We start from the raw sequence: 24,725 nt of genomic DNA, 5'->3' as shown, positions 1-24,725 counted from the left end.
CATTTTTTGAATTAGTAGGTCGCAATATCTTAAAAAAATGAGCTCTTCACAAATTTTCCCTGTTAAATCTGATTTTTACATTAATTTTTCTTTAAATTTTTGCAAATCTTCTTTAAAAACTTTAGGAAAGATTCCCAATTCCTTATTTGTCTTAGTTAAATCAAATCCTGTTTTAGCAGGTCTAGGAGCTACTTGATTCAATGTTTCTGTTGAAATTGGCTTTATTAGGGTTTTATCCAATCCAAACACATCTGCAATTTGCCTAGCTATTTCATAAATACTTAATAGCTCTTTAGAGGAAATATTAAAAACTCCCAACGTCTTATTATCAATAGCTTTTTTGCAGGCCATTGCTAAATCCTCTACATAAGTAGGCATACGAAACTGATCATTCACTATTGTTATTTCTTTTTTCTCTTCAAGCATTTTTCGAACCCACAATACAATATTATTACGAGTCATATCAAATACCTTCCCATACACCAAAATAGTTCTAAGAATTGTAAAATCTACTGAAGATTTTTTCAGTACCTCTTCTGATATTAATTTTGATTTCCCATAATAACTCAATGGATTTGCTAAATCTGTTTCTTTATAGTAGCCTTTTTTCCCATCAAAAATAAAATCAGTCGATATATGAATCAAATGCGTTCCATTTTCTTCCGAATATGCTTTTAAACTTTCAACAACTCCTATATTTAGTAAATCACAAGCTGTTTTATTTTCTTCACAAGCATCTACATTGGTCATTGCTGCTGTATTTACAATCACATCTGGCTTATACGCTAATATCTTTTTTTGTAAACATACACTATCTGTAAGATCAATCGATTCATATTTAAAATCGGCTCTTCCACTTCTATTACCTCCTCTTGAAAAACCAATTACATCATATTTCCCTTTATCTTCTAGTAATAAATTAACTAACGTTTGCCCTAACAGTCCATTACTTCCTGTTATTATAATTTTTTTCATTAAAATAAATCTCTTAATTTAGTTATCTGTTCTGATCTTCCTAACACTATAATATTAGACCCCTTTACTAATTTAACAGAAGCATCTGGGTTAATAATATATTCTTGTTTCTCTGTTTTAAATCCAATAACAGTACATCCTGTTTTTCTACGTAAATCTAGATCTAAAATCGTTTTCCCTATATATTTCTCTGGTAAATTACTTACATCTATCTCTTCCAAATTGGTTGTTGTTTCTCCTGCAATTGTTAATTGATCTACAAATTCAATGATATCTGGAGTTACTACAAGAGAAGCCATATGCGCCCCTCCTAATTTGTCTGGCATGATTACATTGTCTGCTCCTGCCATTTTTAATTTAGTATATGAACTTTCTTTAGACGCTCTACTTATTATTTTGCAATTCCTATTCAATTGCCTAGCTGTTAATACTACAAATAAGTTATCAGCATCAGATGCTAAAGCTGTTATCAAACTAGAAGATTTTTTAACCCCTGCCCTTAAAAGGGTTTCATCTGTTGTAGCATCTCCTTCTATACACAAAACCTTATTCTCTTCTAACTGTGCAATTAACTCCTTATTTTGCTCAACAACCACGAGTCCTTTATTATAACTCTTTAATTTTTTTATAGCCTGTTTCCCATTTCTACCAAATCCACAAACAATCACATGACCTTCTAATTGCTCTATTTGTTTTTTCACCTTTTTATATTTTAACTGTTCAAAGAACTGCCCACTTATTAAATACTCTGAAAATAATGAGATTGTATAACCAAAAATAGTAATGCTTGTCAATATCAAAAATATTGTAAACAATTTATCTTTTTGACTAAAAGGATGAAGCTCACCAAATCCCACCGTTGTTACAGTAATTACAGTCATATATAGGGCATCTATAAAACCATATCCTGAAATAACCATAAATCCTAATACACCTATTAGTAAAATAAGGATAGCTAAGGCAAGTGCTTTGTATAATTTAGATTTAAATATTTTGTTCATGTATTACAAATCAAAAACAGAAGTTCTTTTTGTGTACATCATATCTTTTAACTTTAGTAAAAATGCTAATGTTAGATAAATCCCAAAAGATAATCCTACCGTAACGAAAGATATATAAATAAAAAACAAACGTACATTTGTTGCTCTCATCCCCAACCTATCAGCTAAGCGAGAAGATACATAAAAGCCGTTACGTTCAAAAAAATGACGTACTGAATGAATAATTTTCATTTTTTTATCAATCTTTATTAAATATGTTACAATGATAAAGATAATACTTAAAATAAAAGATATAGAATTTATCCATTTTTATTTAATATTTTCTTTAAAGACGAAAGTATAACATATAACTTAATAAAGCGATTTAAACTTTTCTTTTTCATGTCCAAAAAATCTATACAAAAACATCTCTCCCTTTCCGTTTAAGCTTCATTTTTCACTTCCTAAAAAACAGTTTATCGCTCGTTTTCTGGCAGTTAAACAAAATCTTTTTTTTGTCCTAATACAATCTAAACAAAAAACCAACGTTTACCTTTTATGATTTAGTAATTTTTATGTAAAAACTATTTTGATAACAAGAGCTAGTTCCTTAATTTCGTGACTAATGTTTACGAGCATTTTTTCACCCAATCAAATGTAAAAAAATGCTCAATGAGCGATTCAAAAAAGTTCCCCCAACCCCCTAATTTATTAGGAATCAAAATTCTTTATTTTTAATATAAATATTGAATTCTCTTCTAATAAATCAGACAGAAACCATAAAGTGATATGTCTAAAATTAAAATACATGAAGATCAAAAATACATCAAAGGAGTAGCTAGTAATAATTCGTTTATCATACAAGCTATTTATGATAAGTTTGCTCCCAAAGTAATTAATTATATTAAAAATAATGGTGGCGATTCTACCAATGCTAAAGAAATAATCAACGAAGTTTTAAACATCATATATAACCAAGCAAACACTACCGAATTAGAATTAACCTGTCCTTTTGATGGCTATTTCTTTTTGCTATGTAAGCGGAAATGGTCTAGTAAAAGATCAAGCAGAGTAGCAGGGCAGTTTATTTTTAAAAACAAACAAGTTAAAAGATTGGTTTTGCGAACTTCTCTATTTGAAGAGAAACAAACTTTATTTAATACTGCATTTAATCAGTTAAGTAGCAACTGTAAAGAATTATTAAAGGTTTATTTTAGATCTGGCTCATTAACAGAAGTGTCTTCCATACTAGGTATATCCTATCCTTATGCCAAAAAAAAGAAATCGCAATGCTTAGGAAGAATCACAGAATTAATAAAAATATCTCCATCCTATAATTCTTTAAAAAAACATTTATAATGGAAAGACATTATTCTTATTTTGAAAGCTATCTAAAAGGAGAACTATCAGACGAAGAAATAACCGATTTTACCAATAAACTTTCTTCCTGCAAAAAATTCAAAGAGAATTATCTTTTGTATAAAAAAACAAGCGACTTTTTCGATTATAAAATTAAAAATATACGCTCAGAAAGAAATTTTATAAAAAATGTCAACAAAATATCTAATCGCTATTTTGAAAAAGAAAACACCCCTCAAAAGAAAAACTATTTCCACTATTGGAAATTAGGAATTCTGATACTATTTTTATCCTTATTTGTTGCTTATTTACTCCGAATCACTACTTCTCCTTCCTATTATAATTTTGTTACCTATAATAAAATTGAATTAACATTAAAAACAAACCAAAGTAAGTTACTTATACAAACAGAAAGTGCCTTTAATACTAAAGCTTTTAAGGAAGCTCATAGCTACCTTACCTTACTATTAGAAATGTATAAAGGCAATACTGAACTAGAACTATATGATGGTTTTTCTTTGATAGAGCTAAATAGATTTAGCGAAGCCGATAGCCTTTTAAAAGAAATAGCCAATGGAAATTCAATATATAAAGACAAAGCAACTTGGTACCTAGCTTTGAGTAAATTAAAACAGAAAGACTATACCTCTTGCATTTCTATTTTAAAAATGATTCCAAAAGACAGTATTGCAAAAAAATTATTATCAAAATTAGAATAAAACGACCCTTTTTTATCTTTATGTGAGTAATTAAATCATCTAAGATTCTGTAACTTTGCCATTCTTTATAAAACACTCACTTTGAAAGAACAAGAATATATAGAAGTTTACGGAGCTAGGGCTCATAATTTAAAAAATATTGATGTAAAAATTCCTCGTGAGAAACTTGTTGTTATCACCGGACTTAGTGGGAGTGGCAAATCATCATTAGCTTTTGATACTATTTATGCAGAAGGGCAACGACGTTATATTGAAACTTTTTCTGCCTATGCACGTCAATTTCTAGGAGGACTGGAACGCCCCGATGTGGACAAAATAGAAGGGTTATCTCCTGTTATTTCTATTGAACAAAAAACAACTAATAAAAGTCCTAGATCTACTGTTGGAACTATTACAGAAATATATGATTTCCTTCGATTACTTTTTTCTCGTGCTTCAGAAGCTTACTCCTTTAATACTGGAGAAAAAATGATTAGCTATTCTGATGAACAAATTAAAAACTTAATATTAAAAGAATTTACTCATAAAAAAGTTGCTGTTCTAGCCCCCTTAATTAAATCGAGGAAAGGGCATTATCGAGAACTATTTGAACAAATTTCAAAACAAGGTTTCGTTCGTGTTCGTGTAGATGGAAAAATTAGAGAAATTGAAAAAGGAATGCGTTTAGATCGATATAAAACGCACGATATTGAAGTAGTTATAGACCGTTTATTAATTGATGAAACCGCTGAAAAAAGATTAGAAGAAACCATTAAAACAGCCCTTTATACAGGAAATAATATCTTGATGGTAATTGATGTTGATGATGAAAAACCTAGGTATTTCAGTAGAGAGCTAATGTGCCCTACTTCTGGTATTGCTTATCCTAATCCTGAACCGAATACTTTTTCTTTTAATTCTCCGAAAGGTGCTTGCCCTAATTGTAATGGACTTGGTATTACTAATGAAGTAAACAAACATAAAATAATTCCCGATCATCGTATTTCTATTAAAAAAGGAGGAATTGTTCCGCTAGGAGAGCAAAAAAATAGCTGGATTTTTAAACAGTTACAAAATATTGCCGAGCGATACCAATTCAAATTAACTGACCCGATAGAAGAAATTCCTAAAAAAGCGATTCATATAATTTTACATGGGGGAAATGAAAAATTTGAAATTTCTTCTAAAGACCTAGGTGTTACTAGAAATTATGAAATTGACTTTGAAGGAATTATTTCTTTTATAAAAAACCAATACAATAGTGCTGAAAGCTCTTCTATCAAACGCTGGGCAAAAAACTTTATGGACGAAGTTTCATGTACAACCTGTGATGGAAAAAGATTAAAAAAAGAGGCACTCCATTTCAAAATTCTAGATAAAAACATTAGTGATTTAGCGCAAATGGATGTTGTTGATCTTGCCAACTGGTTTAAAAATATTGACAAGAAATTGTCTCAAAAACAACTGGTCATTGCTTCCGAAATATTAAAGGAAATCAAAACTAGAATTCAATTCTTAGTAGATGTTGGACTTGATTATTTAACTATTGATAGAACTTCTAAATCCTTATCAGGAGGTGAAGCACAACGCATTCGATTAGCTACGCAAATTGGCTCTCAATTAGTTGGTGTGCTTTATATACTAGATGAGCCTAGTATTGGATTGCATCAACGTGATAACGAAAAACTTATTCAATCTTTAATAAAATTAAGAGATGTTGGAAATTCTGTTTTAGTGGTAGAACACGACAAAGATATGATTGAGCAGGCAGATTTTGTCTTGGATATTGGTCCTGGTGCAGGACGCTATGGAGGAACCATTGTTAGCGAGGGCTCTTTTAATGATCTTAAAAAACACAATACACTTACTGCTGATTACTTAACCAATAGAAAAGCTATTGAGATTCCACCAAAAAGAAGAAGAGGGAATGGAAATTCTATACAATTAAAAGGAGCTAGTGGTAATAATTTAAAAAATGTATCTGTTGAATTTCCTTTGGGTAAAATGATTTGTGTTACAGGAGTTTCTGGCAGTGGTAAATCTACTTTAATCAATGAAACACTCTACCCTATTTTAAATGCGCATATTTACAGAGGCGTAAAAAAGCCCATGCCTTATAAAAAAATTGAAGGGCTAGAACACATCGATAAAATAATTGATATTGACCAATCTCCAATAGGAAGAACTCCAAGATCAAACCCCGCTACTTATACTGGTACTTTTGGCGAAATTAGAAGCTTATTTGCAAAAACTCCTGAAGCTGCCATTAGAGGATACAAGCCTGGACGATTTAGCTTTAATGTAAAAGGAGGTCGTTGCGAAACTTGTCAAGGAGGCGGTGTACGCGTTATTGAAATGAACTTCTTACCTGATGTTCATGTTGAGTGTGAAACTTGCCAAGGAAAACGGTTTAATAGAGAAACCCTAGAAATTAGATATAAAGGAAAATCTATAGCTGATGTATTAGAAATGACAATTAATGAGGCCACTGACTTTTTTGAACACATTCCTAAAATTTTCAGAAAACTAAAAACAATTAAAGATGTTGGATTAGGATATATCACACTAGGGCAACAATCTACAACTTTATCAGGAGGAGAAGCGCAACGTATCAAGCTAGCTTCTGAGCTTTCTAAACGAGATACTGGAAACACTTTTTATATCTTAGACGAACCTACTACAGGACTTCATTTTGAAGATATCCGTGTTTTAATGGAGGTCTTAAATAAATTAACAGACAAAGGAAATACTGTTTTAATTATAGAACATAACTTAGATGTAATAAAACTTGCAGACCACATTATTGATATCGGAATGGAAGGCGGCAAAAACGGAGGACAAGTATTATGTACAGGAACTCCTGAGCAAATTATTAAACATAAAACAAGTTACACTGCAAAGTTTCTAAAAAAAGAACTACTTTAGCAAGCTTGCCTATTTTTTTGGCTAGACAAGAGAAAACAAACTTAAAACACTGAGAATCATGACGAATGATGATAGAAAAATCAGAGAAAAATTACAACAAAAAACTTGGAATGAAATAAAAACAAACGATTCATGGGCTATTTTTAAAATTATGGCTGAGTTTGTTGATGGTTATGAACGCTTAAGTAAAATAGGTCCTTGCGTATCTATTTTTGGTTCTGCTCGTACAAAACCAGATCATGAATACTATCAATTAGCGGAAGAAGTTGCTTATAAACTAACCCAAAATGGTTTTGGTGTCATCACTGGAGGAGGCCCTGGTATTATGGAAGCAGGTAACAAAGGTGCTCATAGAGGAAAAGGAACTTCTGTTGGTTTAAATATTGAACTACCTTTTGAACAACATGACAACCCATGGATAGATTCAGGAAAGAGTTTAGACTTTGACTATTTCTTCGTGCGTAAAGTGATGTTTGTAAAATATTCACAAGGTTTTGTAGTAATGCCTGGGGGCTTTGGAACGATGGATGAGTTATTTGAAGCTATCACGCTAATTCAAACTAAAAAAATTGGACGCTTTCCTATTGTTTTAGTTGGAAAAAAATTCTGGAGCGGACTAATCGACTGGATAAAAAATACGCTTATAGAAGAAGGAAACATTAGCGAAGAAGACTTGAAATTATTTAGAGTTGTTGATACCGCAGATGAAGCAATAGATCACTTGAATAAGTTCTATGCTAAATATAAGTTAAAGCCTAACTTCTAAAAAAAATAAATATTATCTTAACTCGCTGAATTAAAACAGCGAGTTTTTTATTTATATAAGTTTGAACACAAAAAAGTTATTTTTTATCGTCATCACACTACTATGCTATTTGACTTCAATAGCACAAGAAAATAACATAAACTTAAATGCTTATTTAGACACGAAAAAAGAGGTGCTAAAAACTCAGCAAACAATTGTTTTTTTTAATAAAACTTCTATTCCGCACAATACGATTTTCCTACATAACTGGGCAAATAGCTATAAAAATAACAATACCCCTTTAGCAAAAAGATTTATCAATGATTACAGCAATGCTTTTTATTTCTCAAAAGAACAAGAAAGAGGAAGTACTACCATTCATAATCTTACTGTTGATCACGCCCCAGTTTCTTTCACGGAACTAAAAGGGCATCAAGACATTATTAAAATATTATTAAACCAACCACTAGTTCCAAACGACAGTATTAAAATCACCTTAACTTACACTCAAAAAATACCAAGCGCTCGCTTTACTGGATATGGAAAAACAAAAACAGGATACCACTTACGTTTCTGGTATTTCTCTCCTGCCATTTATCACCAAAACCAATGGCAACTCATGAGTAATCTTAACATGGATGACCTATATATGGATATTGCTAATTATAGCATCGAAATAGTGACACCTAAAAAATACCTTCTTGAAAGTAATTTATATAAATATCTTACTAAAAACAAACATCAAAACAACTATTTCTTAATAGGCCAACAAAAAAAAGACATCATCATAAACATCGATTCCATCCAACGATTTAAAACCTTTAAAACCAAAAAAATAAGTGTTAAAACAGATATTTTCAACCCAGAAATATCTTCACAAAATACTTCTAAAATTATAACTAAAGGAATTCGTTTCATTGAACAGTTTTTAGGGAAATACCCGCATAAAGAACTTTTTATAGATAGAAATACCATCAATAAAAACACCATTCACAGCGTTTTTAAAATCCCTAAATTCTTAAAACCTTTTCCTGAAAATTTTCAATGGGAAATAGAATTCTTTCAAGCTTTAAGCACTAAATATCTTGAAAACATATTGCTCCTTAATAAAAGAAAAGATTACTGGTTTATTGATGGTTTACAAACTTTTTTAATGATGGAATATATCAATCAACACTATCCCGATTTAAAAATTTTAGGAAAATACGCAAACATATGGGGCGTTAAAACATTGCACCTTTCTAAACTAAGATACAATGATAAATATCCTTTTGTATATCAATTTAGCGCTCGAAAGTTTTACGACCAAGCACTAACTACTCCTGCAGATTCTTTATCTAATTTCAACAGAAAAATTGTGAGTAAGTATAAAGCTGGTTTAGGATTTAAATACCTACAAAGTTTCATTGGCGATAGTATTCTAAAAAAATCGCTAAAACTCTTTTACTCAAAAGAGCACCTAAAGATAAGTAATAGCCAAAAATTTGCACAGATTCTTCAATCAAAAACAACTAAAGATTTACAGTGGTTTTTTGGAGACTATCTTCATACCACTAAGAAAATTGATTATAAAATCAAAAAGGTTATTCCTATTTTTAATGAAGACTCATTATTAGTTACTATAAAAAACAAGCGCAATATAACAGCCCCTATAATGCTATATGGCATCCAAAATAAACGAATAAAATTTAAACAATGGATTACTGGTGTAGATACTACTAAAACATTCAAAATATACAAAGGTAACTTTAACAAACTTGTTTTGAATTATGAACAAATATACCCTGAGCATAATTTGTTAAATAATTGGAAAAATATAAACACCCGTCTTTTAAACAAACCTATTCAGTTTAAACTTTTAAAAGACATAGAAGATCCTTATTACAATCAAATATTTCTATCCCCTAATTTTAAATATAATTTTTACGATGGCTTTATCTTAGGAGCTCGCTTTCATAATAAACCCATACTCGCTCGCAACTTTGAGTTTTCCTTAGCTCCTAATTATGGTTTTAAAAGTACTTCACTTACTGGAGGTTTTTCTATGGGATATAATCAATATTTCGAAAAAAGCAACATTTACAAAATAAGATATGGGCTCAGTGGAAGTAATTATCATTATACCCAAAACCTTGCTTATAATTCCTTTACCCCTTTTATGAGCATACAATTTAAGAGAAATAGCTTAAGAGATGTGGGAAGCAAATCACTTACCGCTCGTCTGATACATATTAATAAGGAAATTCCTTTTGACGCAACTCCTAAAGAAAGTGACCGTTATAACATTTTAAATTTCAGATACATCTATAATAAACCCGATATTATTCGACGTTTTCAATATGCTATAAATCTTGAATTTGCGAATGATTTCTCTAAAATATCAACTGATATTAGATATCGGAAACAAACCTCTCTTAATAGAAGTTTGGACCTTCGATTTTATGGAGGCATATTCTTACAAAACAATACTAAAAGCAATTATTTTAGCTTTGGGTTAGGTAGAGGGTCTGACTATTTATTTGAACAAAACTTATTCGGACGTTCGGAGTCATCTGGAATTTTTAGCCAACAATATGTTATTTCTGATGGAGGGTTTAAATCTTCCTTTAGTAATAATATGGCAAACCAGTTTTTATTTTCAACAAACACAAGCATTGGCATATGGCATTGGGTAGAGTTTTATAATGACTTTGCTACTTATAAAAATAGTGGTCAAAAAATAAATTTCGCTTACGAAAATGGAGTTCGCTTAAACTTTATTCCAAATATCCTCGAATTTTATTTCCCGCTATACACCAATCAAGGGTGGGAAATCAAGCAATATGCTTACCCTACTAAAATCCGTTTTGTAATTACAACAAATATCTCTGCTATTTATAACTTTATTCGCAGGGGTTTCTTATAATTTTACATTATCTTCACTAAAAAGACAATTTACGGTAAAAAAATTACGATATTTTTAACAAAATAAAATATTTTTAAATTTCAACTAAAAAACATAAATTTGCAACACACTAAAACCTAGTTATAAGTTATGGCACAAGACGTAGTTACTCCCAACTCTCAACGAATTTCTTTTCATGATTTTAGAAATGAAGTTTTAAATGACTATAAGATCGCTCGTATTAGTAGAGAATGTAGTTTGTTAGGTCGTAGAGAGGTTTTAACAGGTAAAGCAAAATTTGGAATCTTCGGAGATGGTAAAGAAGTACCTCAATTGGCAATGGCGAAAGCCTTTCAAAAAGGCGACTTTCGTTCAGGATATTATAGAGATCAGACCTTTATGATGGCTATAGGTGAATTGACTGCTCAGCAATTTTTTGCAGGGCTGTATGCACATACGAGTATTGAAGCAGATCCAATGTCTGCTGGTCGTCAAATGGGGGGACATTTTGCCACACATAGCTTAGATGAGAATGGAAATTGGAAAAATTTAACAACCCAACGGAATTCTAGTTCAGACATCTCTCCTACTGCTGGGCAAATGCCTCGTTTACTAGGACTTGCGCAAGCTTCAAAAATATATCGCAGTGTAAAAGGTTTGGAAAATTTTACAAAATTTTCTATTAATGGAAATGAAATAGCTTGGGGAACCATTGGTAATGCAAGTACTAGTGAAGGTTTATTTTTTGAAACTATAAATGCAGCAGGAGTTTTACAGGTACCTATGGTTATGAATGTTTGGGATGACGAATATGGTATTTCAGTACATGCAAAACATCAAACAACCAAAGAGAGTATTTCTGAAATATTAAAAGGGTTTCAAAAAGACAACGATACCAACGGGTATGAAATATTCGTCGTAAACGGCTGGGATTATGTGCAATTGGTAGCTATTTATGCCAAAGCAGCAAAAATTGCAAGAGAACAGCATATCCCCGTATTAATACACGTAAAAGAACTTACACAACCGCAAGGACACTCTACTTCTGGATCACATGAGCGTTATAAATCTAAAGAACGCTTGCAATGGGAACAAGAATTTGATTGTATCTCTCAAATGCGTCAGTGGATCTTAGATTTTGAATTGCAGGATGAAGCAGGAAACGTTTTAAAATTTGTAAACTCAGAAGAAGAAATCATCGCTATAGAAAAAAATGCAAAAAAAGAAGTGAGTACAGCTAAGCGAGATGCTTGGAATGCTTTTAGCAACGAAATAAAAGCTGAAGCTACTATTGCTCTGAATTTACTAGAGCGCATTATTTCTAAAAGTAGTAATGGCTCCTTTATTACTAAGTTGAAAAATGACTTAGCGAACATCTCTGAGCCTATCAGAAAAGATGTTTTAATGACAACACGTAAAGCATTAAGGTATTTGAAAGATGAAGATTTTTCAGAGAAGATAGCATTACAGAATTTTATAAAGAACTCTCTTAAAGATGCCGCTACAAAATATTCATCTCATTTATTAAGTGAAACAAAATCATCTCCTTTAAACACAAAAGAAATACTTCCTACCTATGCTTCAGAAAAAAATTTGGTAGATGCACGTATCATCATGCGCGATAATTTTGAGGCTATTTTAAAAAGGTACCCTGAAGTGTTAGTCTTTGGAGAAGATGCTGGATATATTGGTGATGTTAACCAAGGACTAGAAGGTCTTCAAGAAAAATTTGGAGCATTAAGAGTTGCCGATACAGGAATTCGTGAAGCAACCATCTTGGGGCAAGGTATCGGTATGGCAATGCGTGGACTACGTCCAATCGCTGAAATCCAATATTTGGATTATTTACTATACGCTTTACAAATTATGAGCGATGATTTGGCAACCTTACGTTATCGTACTTTTGGAAAACAAAAAGCCCCGTTAATTATTCGTACTCGCGGGCATCGTTTAGAAGGTATTTGGCATGCTGGATCTCCTATGGGAGCAATTATCAATACTCTTAGAGGTATTCATGTACTTGTTCCTCGAAATATGACCAAAGCTGCTGGTTTTTACAATACGCTTCTTGAAGGCGATGATCCTGCATTAGTTGTTGAATGTTTAAATGGGTATCGTTTAAAAGAAGAATTACCTACAAACTTAGGGAATTTCACAACACCTATAGGGGTTGTTGAAACAATAAAGGAAGGAGAAGACATTACTGTTGTTTCGTACGGTTCTACCTTAAGAATAGTGGAAGAAGCAGCCAAAGACTTAATTCAAGTAGGCATCAATATAGAAATTATTGATGCTCAAAGCTTATTGCCTTTTGATATAAAACAAGATACTGTAAAATCAATAATGAAGACAAGTCGCCTTTTAATTGTTGATGAAGATGTACCTGGAGGAGCTTCTGCCTATTTACTACAAGAAATTACTGAAAAACAAAATGCATATCGCTATCTTGATAGTAAACCTGCTACTCTAAGTGCTAAAGCACATCGACCAGCTTATGGAACTGATGGTGATTATTTTTCAAAACCATCTGCTGAAGATATTTTTGAAAAAATATATGAGATAATGCACGAAGCCAATCCTCAAAAATTTAAAAGCTTGTACTAAAATAAATTTACAACTAAAAAAAAGTGGTTTTGAAATTTCAAAACCACTTTTTTTTTAGCTATATCATTACTTAAGATTAGAATGCCCTCCTAATCATCATTAAGAAGCTCCTTATCATCCTCTATAAGCGAAGTATTTTTCGACTCATAATCTCTTACTTTTGCTCTTAAAATATCAACAAAAGCTGAGCTTGATAAATCGTTGTTTTCTAGTACTTCTTCTAATGCTTTTATTCGCTCTGTCATAGTTTCTTTTCCAAGTGCCATATTTGCAAATTTAGCCATTGCAATATCAACAGCTGATTCTGAAAAATTAGACGATTTTATCCACCCTTCTTCTATATACTTTCCTTTAGCCCTCTTTCCTTTTACCTTTAGCCAATCATTTTGATTCTCTACCACAGCAATAATATCCATTACACTATATTTTTTATCTGTTTTTGTAAGCAATTCTGGTCGTTTATAAACACTTGCTTCTTCTAACATTACGCCTACTTTTTCACTAACAGCTAAAAATCTTGCTGGAGTCCAACCTTTTTTCCCATCACTCAATTTTACTTTATAGTATAGTTTCTTAGTTTTAGGCTCGGTAGTTTCTTCTCCCAACAACATCACCTTTTCCCCTAAACTCATTGAGGTTAGCCATTTTCCTTTAGGTTCTGGAGTTTCTCGAACAGACAACCTATCTAGTAAGCAAATAGCAGCCGAGCTTTTTCTTGATTTTTTTTCATCAATTGGATCTTCTTTTTCAACTTCTTTTTCAATTCGTTTTTCACTTGTTTTCTTTGAAGTGTTACCTTTATCACAACTTGTAATAAAAATAGCCACAGACATGATAGCAATAAATACTCTTTTCATAATTATAAATTTTATACAAATATAATCTTATACAATTTATTATTCGACCTTAGCACATAGAAAAAAGCATTTTTTATTCATCCTTAAGAAGTTTTTTTATTAAATCATTCCCTACAGCACAGTTTAGGCACCTTTTCTTCTTACAATAATTATTGTATAGCTCTAATAAAGCTTGCGATTCAAGAGCATTCTTAGGAACTACTAACAGTTCTTTAAACTTATCAACAATATTGTTTGTCTCTGCTTTCAACTGCATTAACATAGCTATTCCTCTTAACTCTTCTTCTCCTCTATCTTTTCCAAGCACAAACTTTAACGGCACAAGTGTATTAATTATTAATAAATCTATAAATTGCTTTGTTATTTTTTTTCTAGAACTTTTCGAAGTCGTTCTAAACGTATAATGCTTCTTCCAAAAATCATTGATCTCTACATCAAAAATTTCATAGAGCATTTCTATTCTGCTGAACTTCATTAGCTTTGAAAACAAACCTTGATGCGCATGATATAATGACACCAACTGAGCAATTCTTATTGTAGGAAAATTATTCGGACGCATTCTAAAGAATTCAAACTGATGATTTCCTATGCTATTTAAACTATATTTATGCTTTAAATATTGGTATTCTTTTTTTAGTGAAGAATAATACTCATTTTCCACCTTATCATCTTCTAAAAAACCTCCTTGACCAAACAGCAATGCCGATAAACTTTTTTCATTAAACGACTCCCTTCTGACTACTGTAAACGCTAAAGATTTCCCTAAATTTAAAAACGCGTCTTTATTCACTTTTAATCCAAAATTTTTAGTGAGCAACTGAAACAGTACTGCCTCATAATCTTTATTAGATGCTTTTAATAACCCTTTTATTTTTCTTGACTTACTTTCTAATCGCTCAAAATATAATCGTTCTAACCAATTACTTAACACAAAAGGGGATACCGTTCTTATTTGCCTACCACAAGGAATCCAATCACGCTTTTTAGAAAATAAATTTTGATAATTTTCAATACGTTGTTCATCAATTATATTTTTCAATTCCAAGGTAGGCAAGCACCTATTATTTTTCATAAAAACATCTCCATTATATTCCCAAACTACATGCAATATAACTGCTTCATAGTTTTTATCTTTTTCATGATTATGCAAATACCAATCTAATGATTTTACATGTATCTCAACATTTCCTACCCAAACCTGACCATCTATTCTCAAATGTACATTTAAAAAATCTGGCCCTGCATTTGTATTATACGTCCCTTCCTTAAGAATTGTCAATGTACATCCATCAAGTGTCACCAGCTTTTTTAAGGGCAACAATTTATACTTCCATATATAATGTAGAAAATCTTCTTTCATAGCAAATCATGTGTAAATTAGCAATTATTTTACGACTATCAATTTATGAAAAATATTATAAAATCACTATTTATCAGCTTATTTCCTGTTTTTGCCTTAATTATACTAGTAAAAACAAGTGTTTATGATTCCTTTAGTTTACAAAAAATAGGTACTATCATTTCTTCTTTTACCGTTGTTCTCTTTTTTATAATGCTATTTATAAGACCCATTGCTAGAACTTCTAAAACACTCCTTCCTTATACAATTTCTATGGGTATTGGACTTTTAATTTCTTTGTTTAATTTTGACATAAATACAGTCAGTACAAATATCATTTTATTTACAGGATGGATCAGTTATCTTACTTGGTATTCTACCTTTAATAAAAGAGATAACACGATTTTAAAAGTAGGTAATAAACTTCCTCAATTTATTTTAGAGAACAGCAATGGAAATAAAATAGCCTCAACTTCATTTTTAAAAAAATACAGCATTTTTATATTTTATAGAGGTAATTGGTGCCCATTATGCATGGCGCAAATTAAAGAGGTGGTACAACAATATAAAGCATTAGAAGAAAGAAATATTAATATGATTTTAGTAAGTTCTCAACCTCATAAATTTACTGAAAACTTAGCCAAAAAACACCAAGTACCTTTTCATTTTCTTGTTGATGTTAACAATACAGTTGCCAAAAAACTAGGTATATTTCATAAAAACGGACTTCCTACTGGTTTTCAAGCTTTGGGATATGATAGTGATGTTATACTACCCACTGTTCTTATTACTGACGAAAATGGAAAACTGATCTTTGCCGACTTAACGGATAATTATAGAGTTCGTCCAGAACCAGAAGCGCTGATTAAAATAATAGATAAATACAAACAAAAATAAACCAATATTTAACAGAGCAATTGTTATTTTAATTTTTAATGAAACTACTTTTGCTTTCTACAAAAAGAAATAAACATGAACAGTATAGAAAATTTAAAATGGCGCTATGCCGTTAAAAAATTTGATAAAGACAAATTACTAACAGAAACTCAGATACAAACTTTAAAAGAAGCTTTTAATTTAACAGCTACTTCATATGGGTTACAACCTGTAAAAATGGTTGTACTTCAAAATAAAGAGATCCAGCAAAAGCTAGTTCCTCATTCTTGGAATCAGCAACAAATTGCACAAGCCTCTCATGTCTTAATTTTATGTATTCCTGCTAAAGTAGAAAAAGATCATATCGAAAAATATTTTAATTTAGTTAAAGAGGTAAGAGATACTCCTGATGATATTTTAAATCCTTTTAAGGAATTTTTAATTGGTCATTTCTCAAAACTAACAGATGAAGCTATTTTTCAATGGAATAAAAACCAAGCATATATTGTTTTAGGTAATTTGATGACTGTTGCTGCAAACGAAAAAATTGATGCTTGCCCTATGGAAGGGTTTTCTCCCGAAAAATACGATGAAATTTTAGGGTTGAGCTCTCAAAACTTAAAATCTATTCTTGTTCTTCCTGTAGGATTTAGAGCTAAAGATGATTACATGAAAGACTTAAAAAAAGTACGAAAAAAAGTAACGGATACCGTTATTGAAATAAAATAATACACTAAAAAAATGCTGTTGATAAATGTAACTTTAACAGCATTTTTTATTTGCTATATTCGTACTTTATTATAAAAATCCTTTTATGGAACCAATAAATGTACTACTCTTAATTATTTGTTACTTCTGCTTATTGATATGCATCTCTTATAGCACAAGCAAATCTGCAAATAATAACACTTTTTTTAAAGCAAATAATTCCTCTCCTTGGTATGTTGTTGCCTTTGGTATGATAGGTGCTTCCTTATCTGGAGTTACTTTCATTTCCGTTCCTGGCTGGGTAGAAACGCAAGCAATGGGGTATATGCAAATGGTATTGGGCTATGTACTAGGTTATGCTATCATTGGTTTGATTTTACTTCCTCTATACTATAAACTAAATCTAACCTCTATATACACTTATTTAGCTAATAGGTTTGGAAACTACTCCTATAAAACAGGTGCTTCTTTCTTTTTACTATCTCGAACTATTGGCGCGTCTTTTCGCTTATTTCTCGTTGCTAACGTTTTGCAATTACTGCTTTTTGATGCTTACGGAATTCCTTTTTGGCTAACAGTAACTATAACCATAGCTTTAATATGGCTATACACCTTTAAAGGTGGTATAAAAACTATTGTTTGGACAGATACATTACAAACACTGTTCATGCTAATTGCTGTTGGAGTTTGTATTTATACCATATCTGAAGATATGCAAATAACGAATCTTATCGAGTACGTTTCTAAAAACAAACTTTCGAAAACCTTTTTTTTCGATGACTGGAAAGCTGGTAATTATTTTTGGAAGCAATTTTTTTCGGGTGCTTTTATTGCTGTTGTCATGACAGGATTGGACCAAGATATGATGCAGAAAAACTTAACCTGTAAAAATTTAAAAGATGCTCAAAAAAATATGTTTTGGTTTACAATTGTTTTAGTAATTGTAAATCTCTTATTTTTAATATTAGGAGTATTATTAACCGATTTTGCTGTACAGCATGGAATCCATGCTCATAAAGATCAGTTATTCCCTGTAATTGCTACTAAAAGCACTTTAGGAGCCACTACTGCAACATTCTTTTTACTAGGATTGATTGCTGCTGCTTACTCAAGTGCTGATTCTGCGCTAACTTCCCTAACAACTTCTTTTAGTATCGATATTTTGGAAATTGACAAAAAAGAAAGCATTAGGCAACAAGAAAAAATAAGAAAAAAAATTCATATTGCTTTTTCCTTTATTTTAATGACCACTATTTTGATCTTTAAATATTTTATTGCAGATGCTAGCGTAATTGCTAAAATTTTCACTTTTGCGGGATATACCTATGGCCCTTTACTTGGTTTATATAGCTTTGGCTTATTCACTCAAAAAACTACAAGAGATAAATTAGTTCCTTTTATCTGTATAACTGCTCCTATTTTAACTTATTGTATTAGCTATTTTTGTAAGGAAAAATTTAACTTTGACTTTGGTTTTTTTGTATTAATACTAAATGGATTAATTACCTTTCTCGGATTATTATCATTCACTAAAAAAACATCTAATGGCTAAAAAAGGAAAAGCAAAAAACACCGTAAATAAAGCAAAACACTCTAGGCTTCTAAAACAAAAGGAAAATAAAATAAGACTGGAAAAACAACGAAATAAGGAGCGACTGAAAGAAATTATACAAAAAATGAATGCACTAAAGAGAATAAACTGATCTTTTGCTTACCCTTTTTTTTATGCTTTTGAATTCTCATTTTCTTTTTATTACATTTACAGAAAATTGTGTAATTTTACTCACAAAATTTATACCATATACTCTATAATTATGAAAAAGCTAACATTGTTATTTATTGCTATTTTTTTACATTTCAATTCTTATGCTCAAATTTCTTTTGAAAAAGGATATTACATTGATAACTTTAACCAAAAGATAAACTGTTATATTAAAAATATCGATTGGGATAATACTCCTTCTTATTTTGAGTACAAAACAACCCTCTCTTCTCCTGAAAAAACTATACAGGTACAATCTGTTAAAGAATTTGCTATCATAGGCCAATCTAAATACATAAGAAGCCTTGTTGAAATTGACAGGTCTAGTAGTAGCTTAAAACATATAAGTAACAACAAAGAGCCCATTTTTAAAAAGGAATCACTTTTTTTGAAGGTATTGGTAGCAGGAAAAGCGAGCCTATACTTTTATAAAGACAATAATCTTAGACGGTATTTTTATAGCAAAGATGATTCTCAACAAATAAAACAACTTATATACAAACCATATAGAATAAGCGAAAATAAAATTAGGAAAAACAACACTTTTAAAAGGCAACTTTGGCTCAATTTAAAATGTGATAAGTTTACAATAAGCAAAATAAACCAAATACAATACAAAAAAAATCAGTTAACTAACTTTTTTATAAAATATAATAAGTGTAATGATCCGCAATTTAAAAGCTTCAAAAAAGCAAAAAACGGTGATTTATTTAATTTTAATGTAAAAGTAGGACTAAACAATGCTAGCCTTACTATAAGTAAAGATGAAAAAAAATATACGGACATCAAAAACACGTCTAATATAAGATTTGGTATAGAAACTGAATTCATACTCCCTTTTAACAAAAACAAATGGGCTTTAGCTATTGAACCTTCTTACCAGTCTTTTAAAAGCAACGATATGACTGGTTTGGATGCTGATTTTGTATCAGGAAAAAAGATAGTAACAAAAATTGACTATAAGGTTATTGAAGTTCCTTTTAGCTTAAGACATTATTTGTTCTTAAAAAATAAATCTGCTTTATTTGTTAATCTTTCATATGTTTTAAACTTTGATATTGATTCCTCTTTAGAGTTTTTTAGAAAAGATGGATCAAGATACCTACTTTCAGAAATAGCGTCAAGAAACAATTTTTCTTTAGGTATAGGATATAAATACAGAAGATATAGTGCTGAATTAAGATACCAAGGTAATAGAAGTATTTTAGGAAATAGTATTTCTTTCAACTCTAATTATAACGCATTACTTTTCACACTTGGATATACCCTATTCTAGCTTCCCTTTTAAATCATCTTAAATAGAGTGGTTTTATAAATTAAAATATTTTCAATAACTTAGCTACAAACTACTTTTTGAAGTAATTTGTAGTTTTTTAATAATATTTATCAACCCAATAGATATCTCTTATTCTTTAAAATAGTTTTATTCCTTATGCAAACAGTAAAAACGAAGCAGAAAAGAACTTTTTATTGAAATTAATTACTTAACAAGTATTATTTAAGGGATTACCTCTATCTTTTAACAATGCAAACTTCTCCTCTTCTTAAACTAGTACCCGTAGGATTAAAGGATCTAGAAAAGCTTATTTTATTATCAAAAAAAACTTATGCAGATTCTTTCTCTGAAAGCAATTCTACACAAAACATGAATGATTATTTGAAAAAAGCTTTTAATAAACAACAATTAGAAAAAGAAATAGTCAATACTGAATCAAAATTTTACTTTATAAAATACAATAGTGAAATAGCTGGTTACTTAAAACTTAACTTCGGAAACTCTCAAACCGATCTCAAAGACCCCAATGCTATGGAAATAGAACGTATTTATATATTAAATAAATTTCAAAGAAAAAAGATAGGGCAATATCTACTTGATTTCGCCATGAAAATAGCCAATCATAGAAAGCTAAAGTATATTTGGTTAGGGGTTTGGGAAAAAAACTTAAAAGCAATTAAGTTTTATAGAAAAAATGGCTTTAAAAAAAATGGAAGTCACCCTTTTAAAATGGGAACAGAAACTCAAACTGATGATATCATGGTTAAAAATATCTAAGCTACTTTTTTATTCAAATAAAAAACAAAAAAGAATCTTGTATCTAACTAAACACAAGATTCTTTTTTGTTTTTTTCAAGGATCTACTATATTTATTTAACTACATTAATAAATATTATTTATCAATAGCACCTAAAACACGTTTCATAAAAGCGTTCAACGCCTCTTTCTTTGGAGTTCCCTCTTTAATCATTTTATCCACTTCTACAGCTCCATATAAATTAGATATTAATTCTCCTATAACATCAAGTTCATCATCTTTTAATGATGGTACTTCTGTTAATGCCTCCAAAGTTTCTATAGTTTCCAAAACATAATCTTGATCATTTTCCTCAATGAAGTTAGTTAAATGCTTTATTACAGGTAATTTCATTTGTTTATTTTTATTTCATGAACTAAAATTACTTCAATTCTAAATTGTATTTTATATTATACAACTTCACTTAATAAATCTTTCAATACCTCAAATTTATTTGTTTGAGTTTGGTTTACAAAGTTACCATCTACAAAAGTCGCAAAAGTAGGTAAATTACTAACATCTGCTAATTTTCTACTTTCAGGAAACTTCTCTGCATCTACGATTACAAAAGCAACATTCTCATTTTCTGAAGCTAACTTCTTAAACTTAGGTTTCATTATTCTACAATTTCCACACCAAGTAGCAGAATACTGTACAATAACTGTTTTATTTCCTTTTAATATTTCCCCTAAATTATCTTGATTTAATTCTTGAATCATCCCTTTCTGTTTTACGAAAAGGAAGCTCGTGCTATTTATCCCCCAACTTTCACACGAACTTATCCCTTCCTATAATTATTCTTTAGTTTTTAGCTAAATAAGCTGCCGTTCCTTTTGCATTAGGAGCCATAGCTTCTTTACCTTCTTCCCAGTTTGCTGGACAAACTTCACCATTCTGTTGAACGTGTGTATAAGCATCAATCAAACGTAAATACTCGTTTACATTTCTACCTACTGGCATATGATTTACACCTTCATGAAAAACAGTACCTTCTTCATCTATCAAATAAGTAGCTCTATAAGTTACATTATCTCCTTCAACTTGTACTGTTCCAGTAACCTCATCATATGTTTCATTGGTAATGTCTAAAATACCTAATATAGAAGATAAATTACGATTGCTGTCTGCTAATAAAGGATACGTTACTCCTTCAATTCCTCCATTATCTTTAGGTTGGTTTAACCATGCAAAATGCACCTCTGGAGTATCACAAGATGCTCCTATTACAATGGTATTTCTTTTTTCAAATTCACCTAAAGCAGCTTGAAAAGCATGTAATTCTGTTGGACATACAAATGTAAAATCCTTCGGATACCAAAATAAAACAACTTTTTTCTTGTTATTTACTGCTTCTTCTAAAACATTTAATTTGAATGTATCTCCCATCTCATTCATCGCATCTACATTCAAATCTGGAAATTTTTTACCTACTGTTGTAGCCATCTTCTAATATTATTTTATTTGTTAATTATTAAATCTGATGCAAAGATATTTCTTATGCAGTTTTTCAAACAGAAAAAACTAATTTATTTTCCTATTATACTATAATTTTTATTGATAGTTTAAAGTTTTTTTTCTTAGAAAATTAAATGCAACAAAACAATAAACAAAATCTATTTTTAAATAAAAAAAATAGATAAAAATTATCAAATAAATATTGTAAATTTGGTGTGTAACAATTCATAAAACAACATATAATGAAAGATTCAAATCCACATGCGTCATCAGAAAATATAGGTAAATGCCCTTTTATGAGCGGAGCGCAGAAAAAAGCTGCTGGCGGAGGTACTAAAAACCAAGATTGGTGGCCTAATCAGTTAAATCTAAATATTTTAAGACAAAATGCAACAAAATCTGATCCTATGGGAAAAGACTTTGATTATGCCGCTGCTTTTAATAGTGTTGATTATCAAGAACTAAAAAAAGATTTAGTAGCCTTAATGACAGACTCTCAGGATTGGTGGCCTGCAGATTACGGACATTATGGAGGACTTATGATACGAATGGCTTGGCACAGTGCTGGTACTTATAGAGTTGGTGATGGTCGTGGAGGCGCTTCTTCTGGCACACAGCGTTTTGCTCCATTAAATAGTTGGCCTGATAACGGTAACTTAGACAAAGCCAGATTACTCTTATGGCCAATCAAAAAGAAATATGGTAATAAAATATCTTGGGCAGATTTAATGATTCTTGCTGGAAACTGCGCTTTAGAATCTATGGGGTTCAAAACTTTTGGATTTGCAGGAGGACGCGAAGATGTATGGGAACCTGAGCAAGATATTTACTGGGGAAGTGAATCTGAATGGTTAGGCAACGATGAACGTTATGCTGATGGAAACCTTGAGAGTGACTTAGGAGCTGTTCATATGGGACTTATTTATGTAAATCCTGAAGGACCTAACGGAAATCCAGATCCTATGGCCTCAGCCCATGATATTAGAGAAACATTTGGTCGTATGGCGATGGATGATGAGGAAACTGTTGCTCTCGTAGCTGGAGGACATACCTTTGGCAAAGCCCACGGTGCTGCAAACCCTGACAAATACGTAGGAGCTGAACCTGCTGGAGCTTCTATAGAAGAAATGAGCTTAGGATGGAAAAACTCATTTGGAACTGGAGTTCTTGATGATGCTATTACTAGTGGTATCGAAGGAGCTTGGACTCCTAATCCTACAAAATGGGATCATGATTACTTTGACGTTTTACTTAACTATGAATGGGAGCTAACAAAAAGCCCTGCTGGAGCTCATCAGTGGACTCCTACAGCTGCCTCAAATGCAAGAAAAGCTCCAAAAGCAGGGAACTCAAATGAAACGCAAGCTTTAATGATGACTACGGCTGACATGGCTCTAAAAATAGACCCTTCATATTTAGAAATTTCTAAGAAATTCCATGAAGACCATAAAGCCTTCGAAGATGCATTTGCTAGAGCTTGGTACAAATTAACACATAGAGATATGGGGCCTGTTTCTCTTTATTTAGGACCTGAAGTACCTAAAGAAGAACTAATTTGGCAGGATCCAATTCCTTCTGGAAAAGAGCTTTCTAAAACAGAAATATCTTCCTTAAAAGAGAATATCAAATCTTCTGGACTATCTATTTCTCAACTTGTGACTACGGCTTGGGCGTCTGCATCTACTTTTAGAGGCTCTGATAAAAGAGGAGGTGCTAATGGTGGAAGAATACGCCTAGCTCCTCAAAATGAATGGGAAGTAAATAACCCTACTGAATTAGCAAAAGTATTAGATGCTTATAAGCATATCCAAAGTAATTTTGAAGGAACTGTTTCTATTGCTGATTTGATTGTACTTGGAGGATCCGTAGGAATTGAATTAGCTGCTCAAAAAGCTGGTTACAACGTAACTGTTCCTTTTCTTTCTGGTAGAGGTGACTCTTCACAAGAACAAACAGATGTGCATTCATTTGCTCATTTAGAACCTAGAGCCGATGGTTTTAGAAACTTTGTTAAAAATAGTTCAACTATTGCTGCTGAGGAATTATTAATTGACCGTGCTAACTTACTAACTCTTTCTATTCCTGAAATGACTGTTTTAGTAGGAGGTTTAAGAGTATTAGGAGCTAATTACAACGGATCTAAGAATGGTGTTTTCACGAATAATGTGGAAACCCTTTCTAATGATTTCTTTACCAATATTCTGGATTTCTCAATTACATGGAAAGCTTCAACTTCAAACAACAAAGAATTTATTGGACGAGATCGCAAAACTGGAACCGTAAAGTTTACTGGAACTAGAGCCGATCTTATTTTTGGATCAAATAGTGAACTTAGAGCAATTGCTGAAGTTTACGGCTCTGATGATGCAAAAGAAAAATTTATCCATGACTTTATTGCTGCTTGGGTAAAAGTGATGAACTTAGATCGTTTCGACTTAAAATAACAACAAACTTATAACACAAAAAAGGTGATCAGTTTTCTTGAT

General features: G+C 31.1%; 21 protein-coding genes. 13 read left to right on the top strand and 8 right to left on the bottom strand.

Annotated features, from left to right (window positions below):
* Positions 1–75: 75 nt before the first annotated feature.
* Genes MARIT_RS04665 through MARIT_RS04655 form a run of 3 tightly spaced genes read right to left on the bottom strand, consistent with a single transcriptional unit; the run spans position 76 to position 2,207 of the window.
* The gene (locus tag MARIT_RS04665; RefSeq protein ID WP_100210905.1) at positions 76–975 is read right to left on the bottom strand and encodes an SDR family oxidoreductase; all 900 of its coding nucleotides are present in this window, start codon (positions 973–975) and stop codon (positions 76–78) included.
* Entirely contained in the window at positions 975–1,976 is a 1,002-nt protein-coding gene (locus MARIT_RS04660) for a potassium channel family protein (protein WP_024740726.1), read from the bottom strand. Before MARIT_RS04660 ends, MARIT_RS04665 begins: the two co-directional genes overlap by 1 nt.
* Before the next feature lie 3 nt (positions 1,977–1,979).
* Positions 1,980–2,207 (bottom strand): PspC family transcriptional regulator, encoded by a 228-nt coding sequence (locus MARIT_RS04655; protein ID WP_024740727.1) that lies wholly within the window; start codon positions 2,205–2,207, stop codon positions 1,980–1,982.
* Positions 2,208–2,744: 537 nt separating this feature from the next.
* Between MARIT_RS04655 and MARIT_RS04650 the strand changes: the two genes are divergently transcribed.
* The 6 genes from MARIT_RS04650 to MARIT_RS04625 all read left to right on the top strand — a co-directional run bounded on the left by MARIT_RS04650 (position 2,745) and on the right by MARIT_RS04625 (position 13,170).
* On the top strand, positions 2,745–3,314 hold the full coding sequence (locus MARIT_RS04650) for a sigma-70 RNA polymerase sigma factor region 4 domain-containing protein (RefSeq protein WP_100210904.1): 570 nt from the start codon (positions 2,745–2,747) through the stop codon (positions 3,312–3,314).
* Positions 3,314–4,033 (top strand): hypothetical protein, encoded by a 720-nt coding sequence (locus tag MARIT_RS04645; RefSeq protein ID WP_100210903.1) that lies wholly within the window; start codon positions 3,314–3,316, stop codon positions 4,031–4,033. Before MARIT_RS04650 ends, MARIT_RS04645 begins: the two co-directional genes overlap by 1 nt.
* An 81-nt stretch (positions 4,034–4,114) precedes the next feature.
* A complete protein-coding gene (uvrA, locus tag MARIT_RS04640; RefSeq protein WP_100210902.1) occupies positions 4,115–6,937 on the top strand; it encodes an excinuclease ABC subunit UvrA in 2,823 nt (940 codons plus the stop codon).
* A gap of 58 nt (positions 6,938–6,995) precedes the next feature.
* On the top strand, positions 6,996–7,703 hold the full coding sequence (locus tag MARIT_RS04635) for an LOG family protein (RefSeq protein WP_024740731.1): 708 nt from the start codon (positions 6,996–6,998) through the stop codon (positions 7,701–7,703).
* Positions 7,704–7,812: 109 nt separating this feature from the next.
* Positions 7,813–10,587, top strand: a complete 2,775-nt coding sequence (locus tag MARIT_RS04630) for a gluzincin family metallopeptidase (protein WP_231975193.1) — start codon at positions 7,813–7,815, stop codon at positions 10,585–10,587.
* Positions 10,588–10,716: 129 nt separating this feature from the next.
* Positions 10,717–13,170, top strand: coding sequence for an alpha-ketoacid dehydrogenase subunit alpha/beta (locus MARIT_RS04625; protein WP_100210901.1), 2,454 nt, complete (start codon positions 10,717–10,719; stop codon positions 13,168–13,170).
* 89 nt (positions 13,171–13,259) lie between these two features.
* Here MARIT_RS04625 and MARIT_RS04620 read toward each other — a convergent pair whose 3' ends face one another.
* Together MARIT_RS04620 and MARIT_RS04615 are read right to left on the bottom strand one after the other, a co-directional pair.
* Entirely contained in the window at positions 13,260–14,027 is a 768-nt protein-coding gene (locus MARIT_RS04620) for an SH3 domain-containing protein (protein WP_100210900.1), read from the bottom strand.
* Between the two features lie 73 nt (positions 14,028–14,100).
* Positions 14,101–15,387, bottom strand: coding sequence for a DUF2851 family protein (locus MARIT_RS04615; protein ID WP_100210899.1), 1,287 nt, complete (start codon positions 15,385–15,387; stop codon positions 14,101–14,103).
* Between the two features lie 45 nt (positions 15,388–15,432).
* Between MARIT_RS04615 and MARIT_RS04610 the strand changes: the two genes are divergently transcribed.
* The 6 genes from MARIT_RS04610 to MARIT_RS04590 all read left to right on the top strand — a co-directional run bounded on the left by MARIT_RS04610 (position 15,433) and on the right by MARIT_RS04590 (position 20,765).
* Positions 15,433–16,263, top strand: coding sequence for a peroxiredoxin family protein (locus tag MARIT_RS04610; RefSeq protein WP_024740736.1), 831 nt, complete (start codon positions 15,433–15,435; stop codon positions 16,261–16,263).
* Between the two features lie 75 nt (positions 16,264–16,338).
* Positions 16,339–16,971: an NAD(P)H-dependent oxidoreductase gene (locus MARIT_RS04605; RefSeq protein ID WP_100210898.1), complete on the top strand. Its 633-nt coding sequence runs from the start codon at positions 16,339–16,341 to the stop codon at positions 16,969–16,971.
* A gap of 85 nt (positions 16,972–17,056) precedes the next feature.
* Positions 17,057–18,502, top strand: a complete 1,446-nt coding sequence (locus tag MARIT_RS04600) for a sodium:solute symporter (RefSeq protein ID WP_100210897.1) — start codon at positions 17,057–17,059, stop codon at positions 18,500–18,502.
* Complete coding sequence (locus MARIT_RS15645) at positions 18,495–18,653, top strand: hypothetical protein (protein WP_167381781.1); 159 nt, start codon at positions 18,495–18,497, stop codon at positions 18,651–18,653. Before MARIT_RS04600 ends, MARIT_RS15645 begins: the two co-directional genes overlap by 8 nt.
* Positions 18,654–18,764: 111 nt before the next feature.
* Positions 18,765–19,988 (top strand): hypothetical protein, encoded by a 1,224-nt coding sequence (locus tag MARIT_RS15415; RefSeq protein ID WP_024740739.1) that lies wholly within the window; start codon positions 18,765–18,767, stop codon positions 19,986–19,988.
* Between the two features lie 249 nt (positions 19,989–20,237).
* Positions 20,238–20,765 (top strand): GNAT family N-acetyltransferase, encoded by a 528-nt coding sequence (locus tag MARIT_RS04590; protein ID WP_024740740.1) that lies wholly within the window; start codon positions 20,238–20,240, stop codon positions 20,763–20,765.
* A gap of 115 nt (positions 20,766–20,880) precedes the next feature.
* Here the strand turns inward: MARIT_RS04590 and MARIT_RS04585 are convergent, their stop codons facing one another.
* The 3 genes from MARIT_RS04585 to MARIT_RS04575 all read right to left on the bottom strand — a co-directional run bounded on the left by MARIT_RS04585 (position 20,881) and on the right by MARIT_RS04575 (position 22,227).
* Entirely contained in the window at positions 20,881–21,138 is a 258-nt protein-coding gene (locus tag MARIT_RS04585; RefSeq protein WP_024740741.1) for a DUF6952 family protein, read from the bottom strand.
* Between the two features lie 56 nt (positions 21,139–21,194).
* Entirely contained in the window at positions 21,195–21,503 is a 309-nt protein-coding gene (locus MARIT_RS04580; RefSeq protein WP_100210895.1) for a thioredoxin family protein, read from the bottom strand.
* Positions 21,504–21,585: 82 nt separating this feature from the next.
* Entirely contained in the window at positions 21,586–22,227 is a 642-nt protein-coding gene (locus MARIT_RS04575) for a peroxiredoxin (RefSeq protein WP_024740743.1), read from the bottom strand.
* Positions 22,228–22,481: 254 nt separating this feature from the next.
* Between MARIT_RS04575 and katG the strand changes: the two genes are divergently transcribed.
* Complete coding sequence (gene katG / locus MARIT_RS04570) at positions 22,482–24,683, top strand: catalase/peroxidase HPI (RefSeq protein ID WP_100210894.1); 2,202 nt, start codon at positions 22,482–22,484, stop codon at positions 24,681–24,683.
* Positions 24,684–24,725 lie beyond the last annotated feature (42 nt).

The sequence above is a fragment of the Tenacibaculum maritimum NCIMB 2154 genome (assembly GCF_900119795.1).
Lineage (GTDB): Bacteria > Bacteroidota > Bacteroidia > Flavobacteriales > Flavobacteriaceae > Polaribacter > Polaribacter maritimus.
This window is presented reverse-complemented; position numbering and strand designations above follow the sequence as displayed.

Bases quoted from the DNA above. Each gene is read 5' to 3' on its own strand.
- MARIT_RS04575 (WP_024740743.1), bottom strand. From the start codon at position 22,227: ATGGCTACAACAGTAGGTAAAAAATTTCCAGATTTGAATGTAGATGCG.
- MARIT_RS04645 (WP_100210903.1), top strand. From the start codon at position 3,314: ATGGAAAGACATTATTCTTATTTTGAAAGCTATCTAAAAGGAGAACTA.
- MARIT_RS04650 (WP_100210904.1), top strand. From the start codon at position 2,745: ATGTCTAAAATTAAAATACATGAAGATCAAAAATACATCAAAGGAGTA.
- MARIT_RS15645 (WP_167381781.1), top strand. From the start codon at position 18,495: ATGGCTAAAAAAGGAAAAGCAAAAAACACCGTAAATAAAGCAAAACAC.
- MARIT_RS04635 (WP_024740731.1), top strand. From the start codon at position 6,996: ATGACGAATGATGATAGAAAAATCAGAGAAAAATTACAACAAAAAACT.
- MARIT_RS04615 (WP_100210899.1), bottom strand. From the start codon at position 15,387: ATGAAAGAAGATTTTCTACATTATATATGGAAGTATAAATTGTTGCCC.
- MARIT_RS04590 (WP_024740740.1), top strand. From the start codon at position 20,238: ATGCAAACTTCTCCTCTTCTTAAACTAGTACCCGTAGGATTAAAGGAT.
- MARIT_RS04655 (WP_024740727.1), bottom strand. From the start codon at position 2,207: ATGAAAATTATTCATTCAGTACGTCATTTTTTTGAACGTAACGGCTTT.
- MARIT_RS04580 (WP_100210895.1), bottom strand. From the start codon at position 21,503: ATGATTCAAGAATTAAATCAAGATAATTTAGGGGAAATATTAAAAGGA.
- MARIT_RS15415 (WP_024740739.1), top strand. From the start codon at position 18,765: ATGAAAAAGCTAACATTGTTATTTATTGCTATTTTTTTACATTTCAAT.
- MARIT_RS04600 (WP_100210897.1), top strand. From the start codon at position 17,057: ATGGAACCAATAAATGTACTACTCTTAATTATTTGTTACTTCTGCTTA.
- katG (WP_100210894.1), top strand. From the start codon at position 22,482: ATGAAAGATTCAAATCCACATGCGTCATCAGAAAATATAGGTAAATGC.
- MARIT_RS04660 (WP_024740726.1), bottom strand. From the start codon at position 1,976: ATGAACAAAATATTTAAATCTAAATTATACAAAGCACTTGCCTTAGCT.
- MARIT_RS04605 (WP_100210898.1), top strand. From the start codon at position 16,339: ATGAACAGTATAGAAAATTTAAAATGGCGCTATGCCGTTAAAAAATTT.
- MARIT_RS04625 (WP_100210901.1), top strand. From the start codon at position 10,717: ATGGCACAAGACGTAGTTACTCCCAACTCTCAACGAATTTCTTTTCAT.
- MARIT_RS04610 (WP_024740736.1), top strand. From the start codon at position 15,433: ATGAAAAATATTATAAAATCACTATTTATCAGCTTATTTCCTGTTTTT.
- MARIT_RS04665 (WP_100210905.1), bottom strand. From the start codon at position 975: ATGAAAAAAATTATAATAACAGGAAGTAATGGACTGTTAGGGCAAACG.
- MARIT_RS04620 (WP_100210900.1), bottom strand. From the start codon at position 14,027: ATGAAAAGAGTATTTATTGCTATCATGTCTGTGGCTATTTTTATTACA.
- MARIT_RS04585 (WP_024740741.1), bottom strand. From the start codon at position 21,138: ATGAAATTACCTGTAATAAAGCATTTAACTAACTTCATTGAGGAAAAT.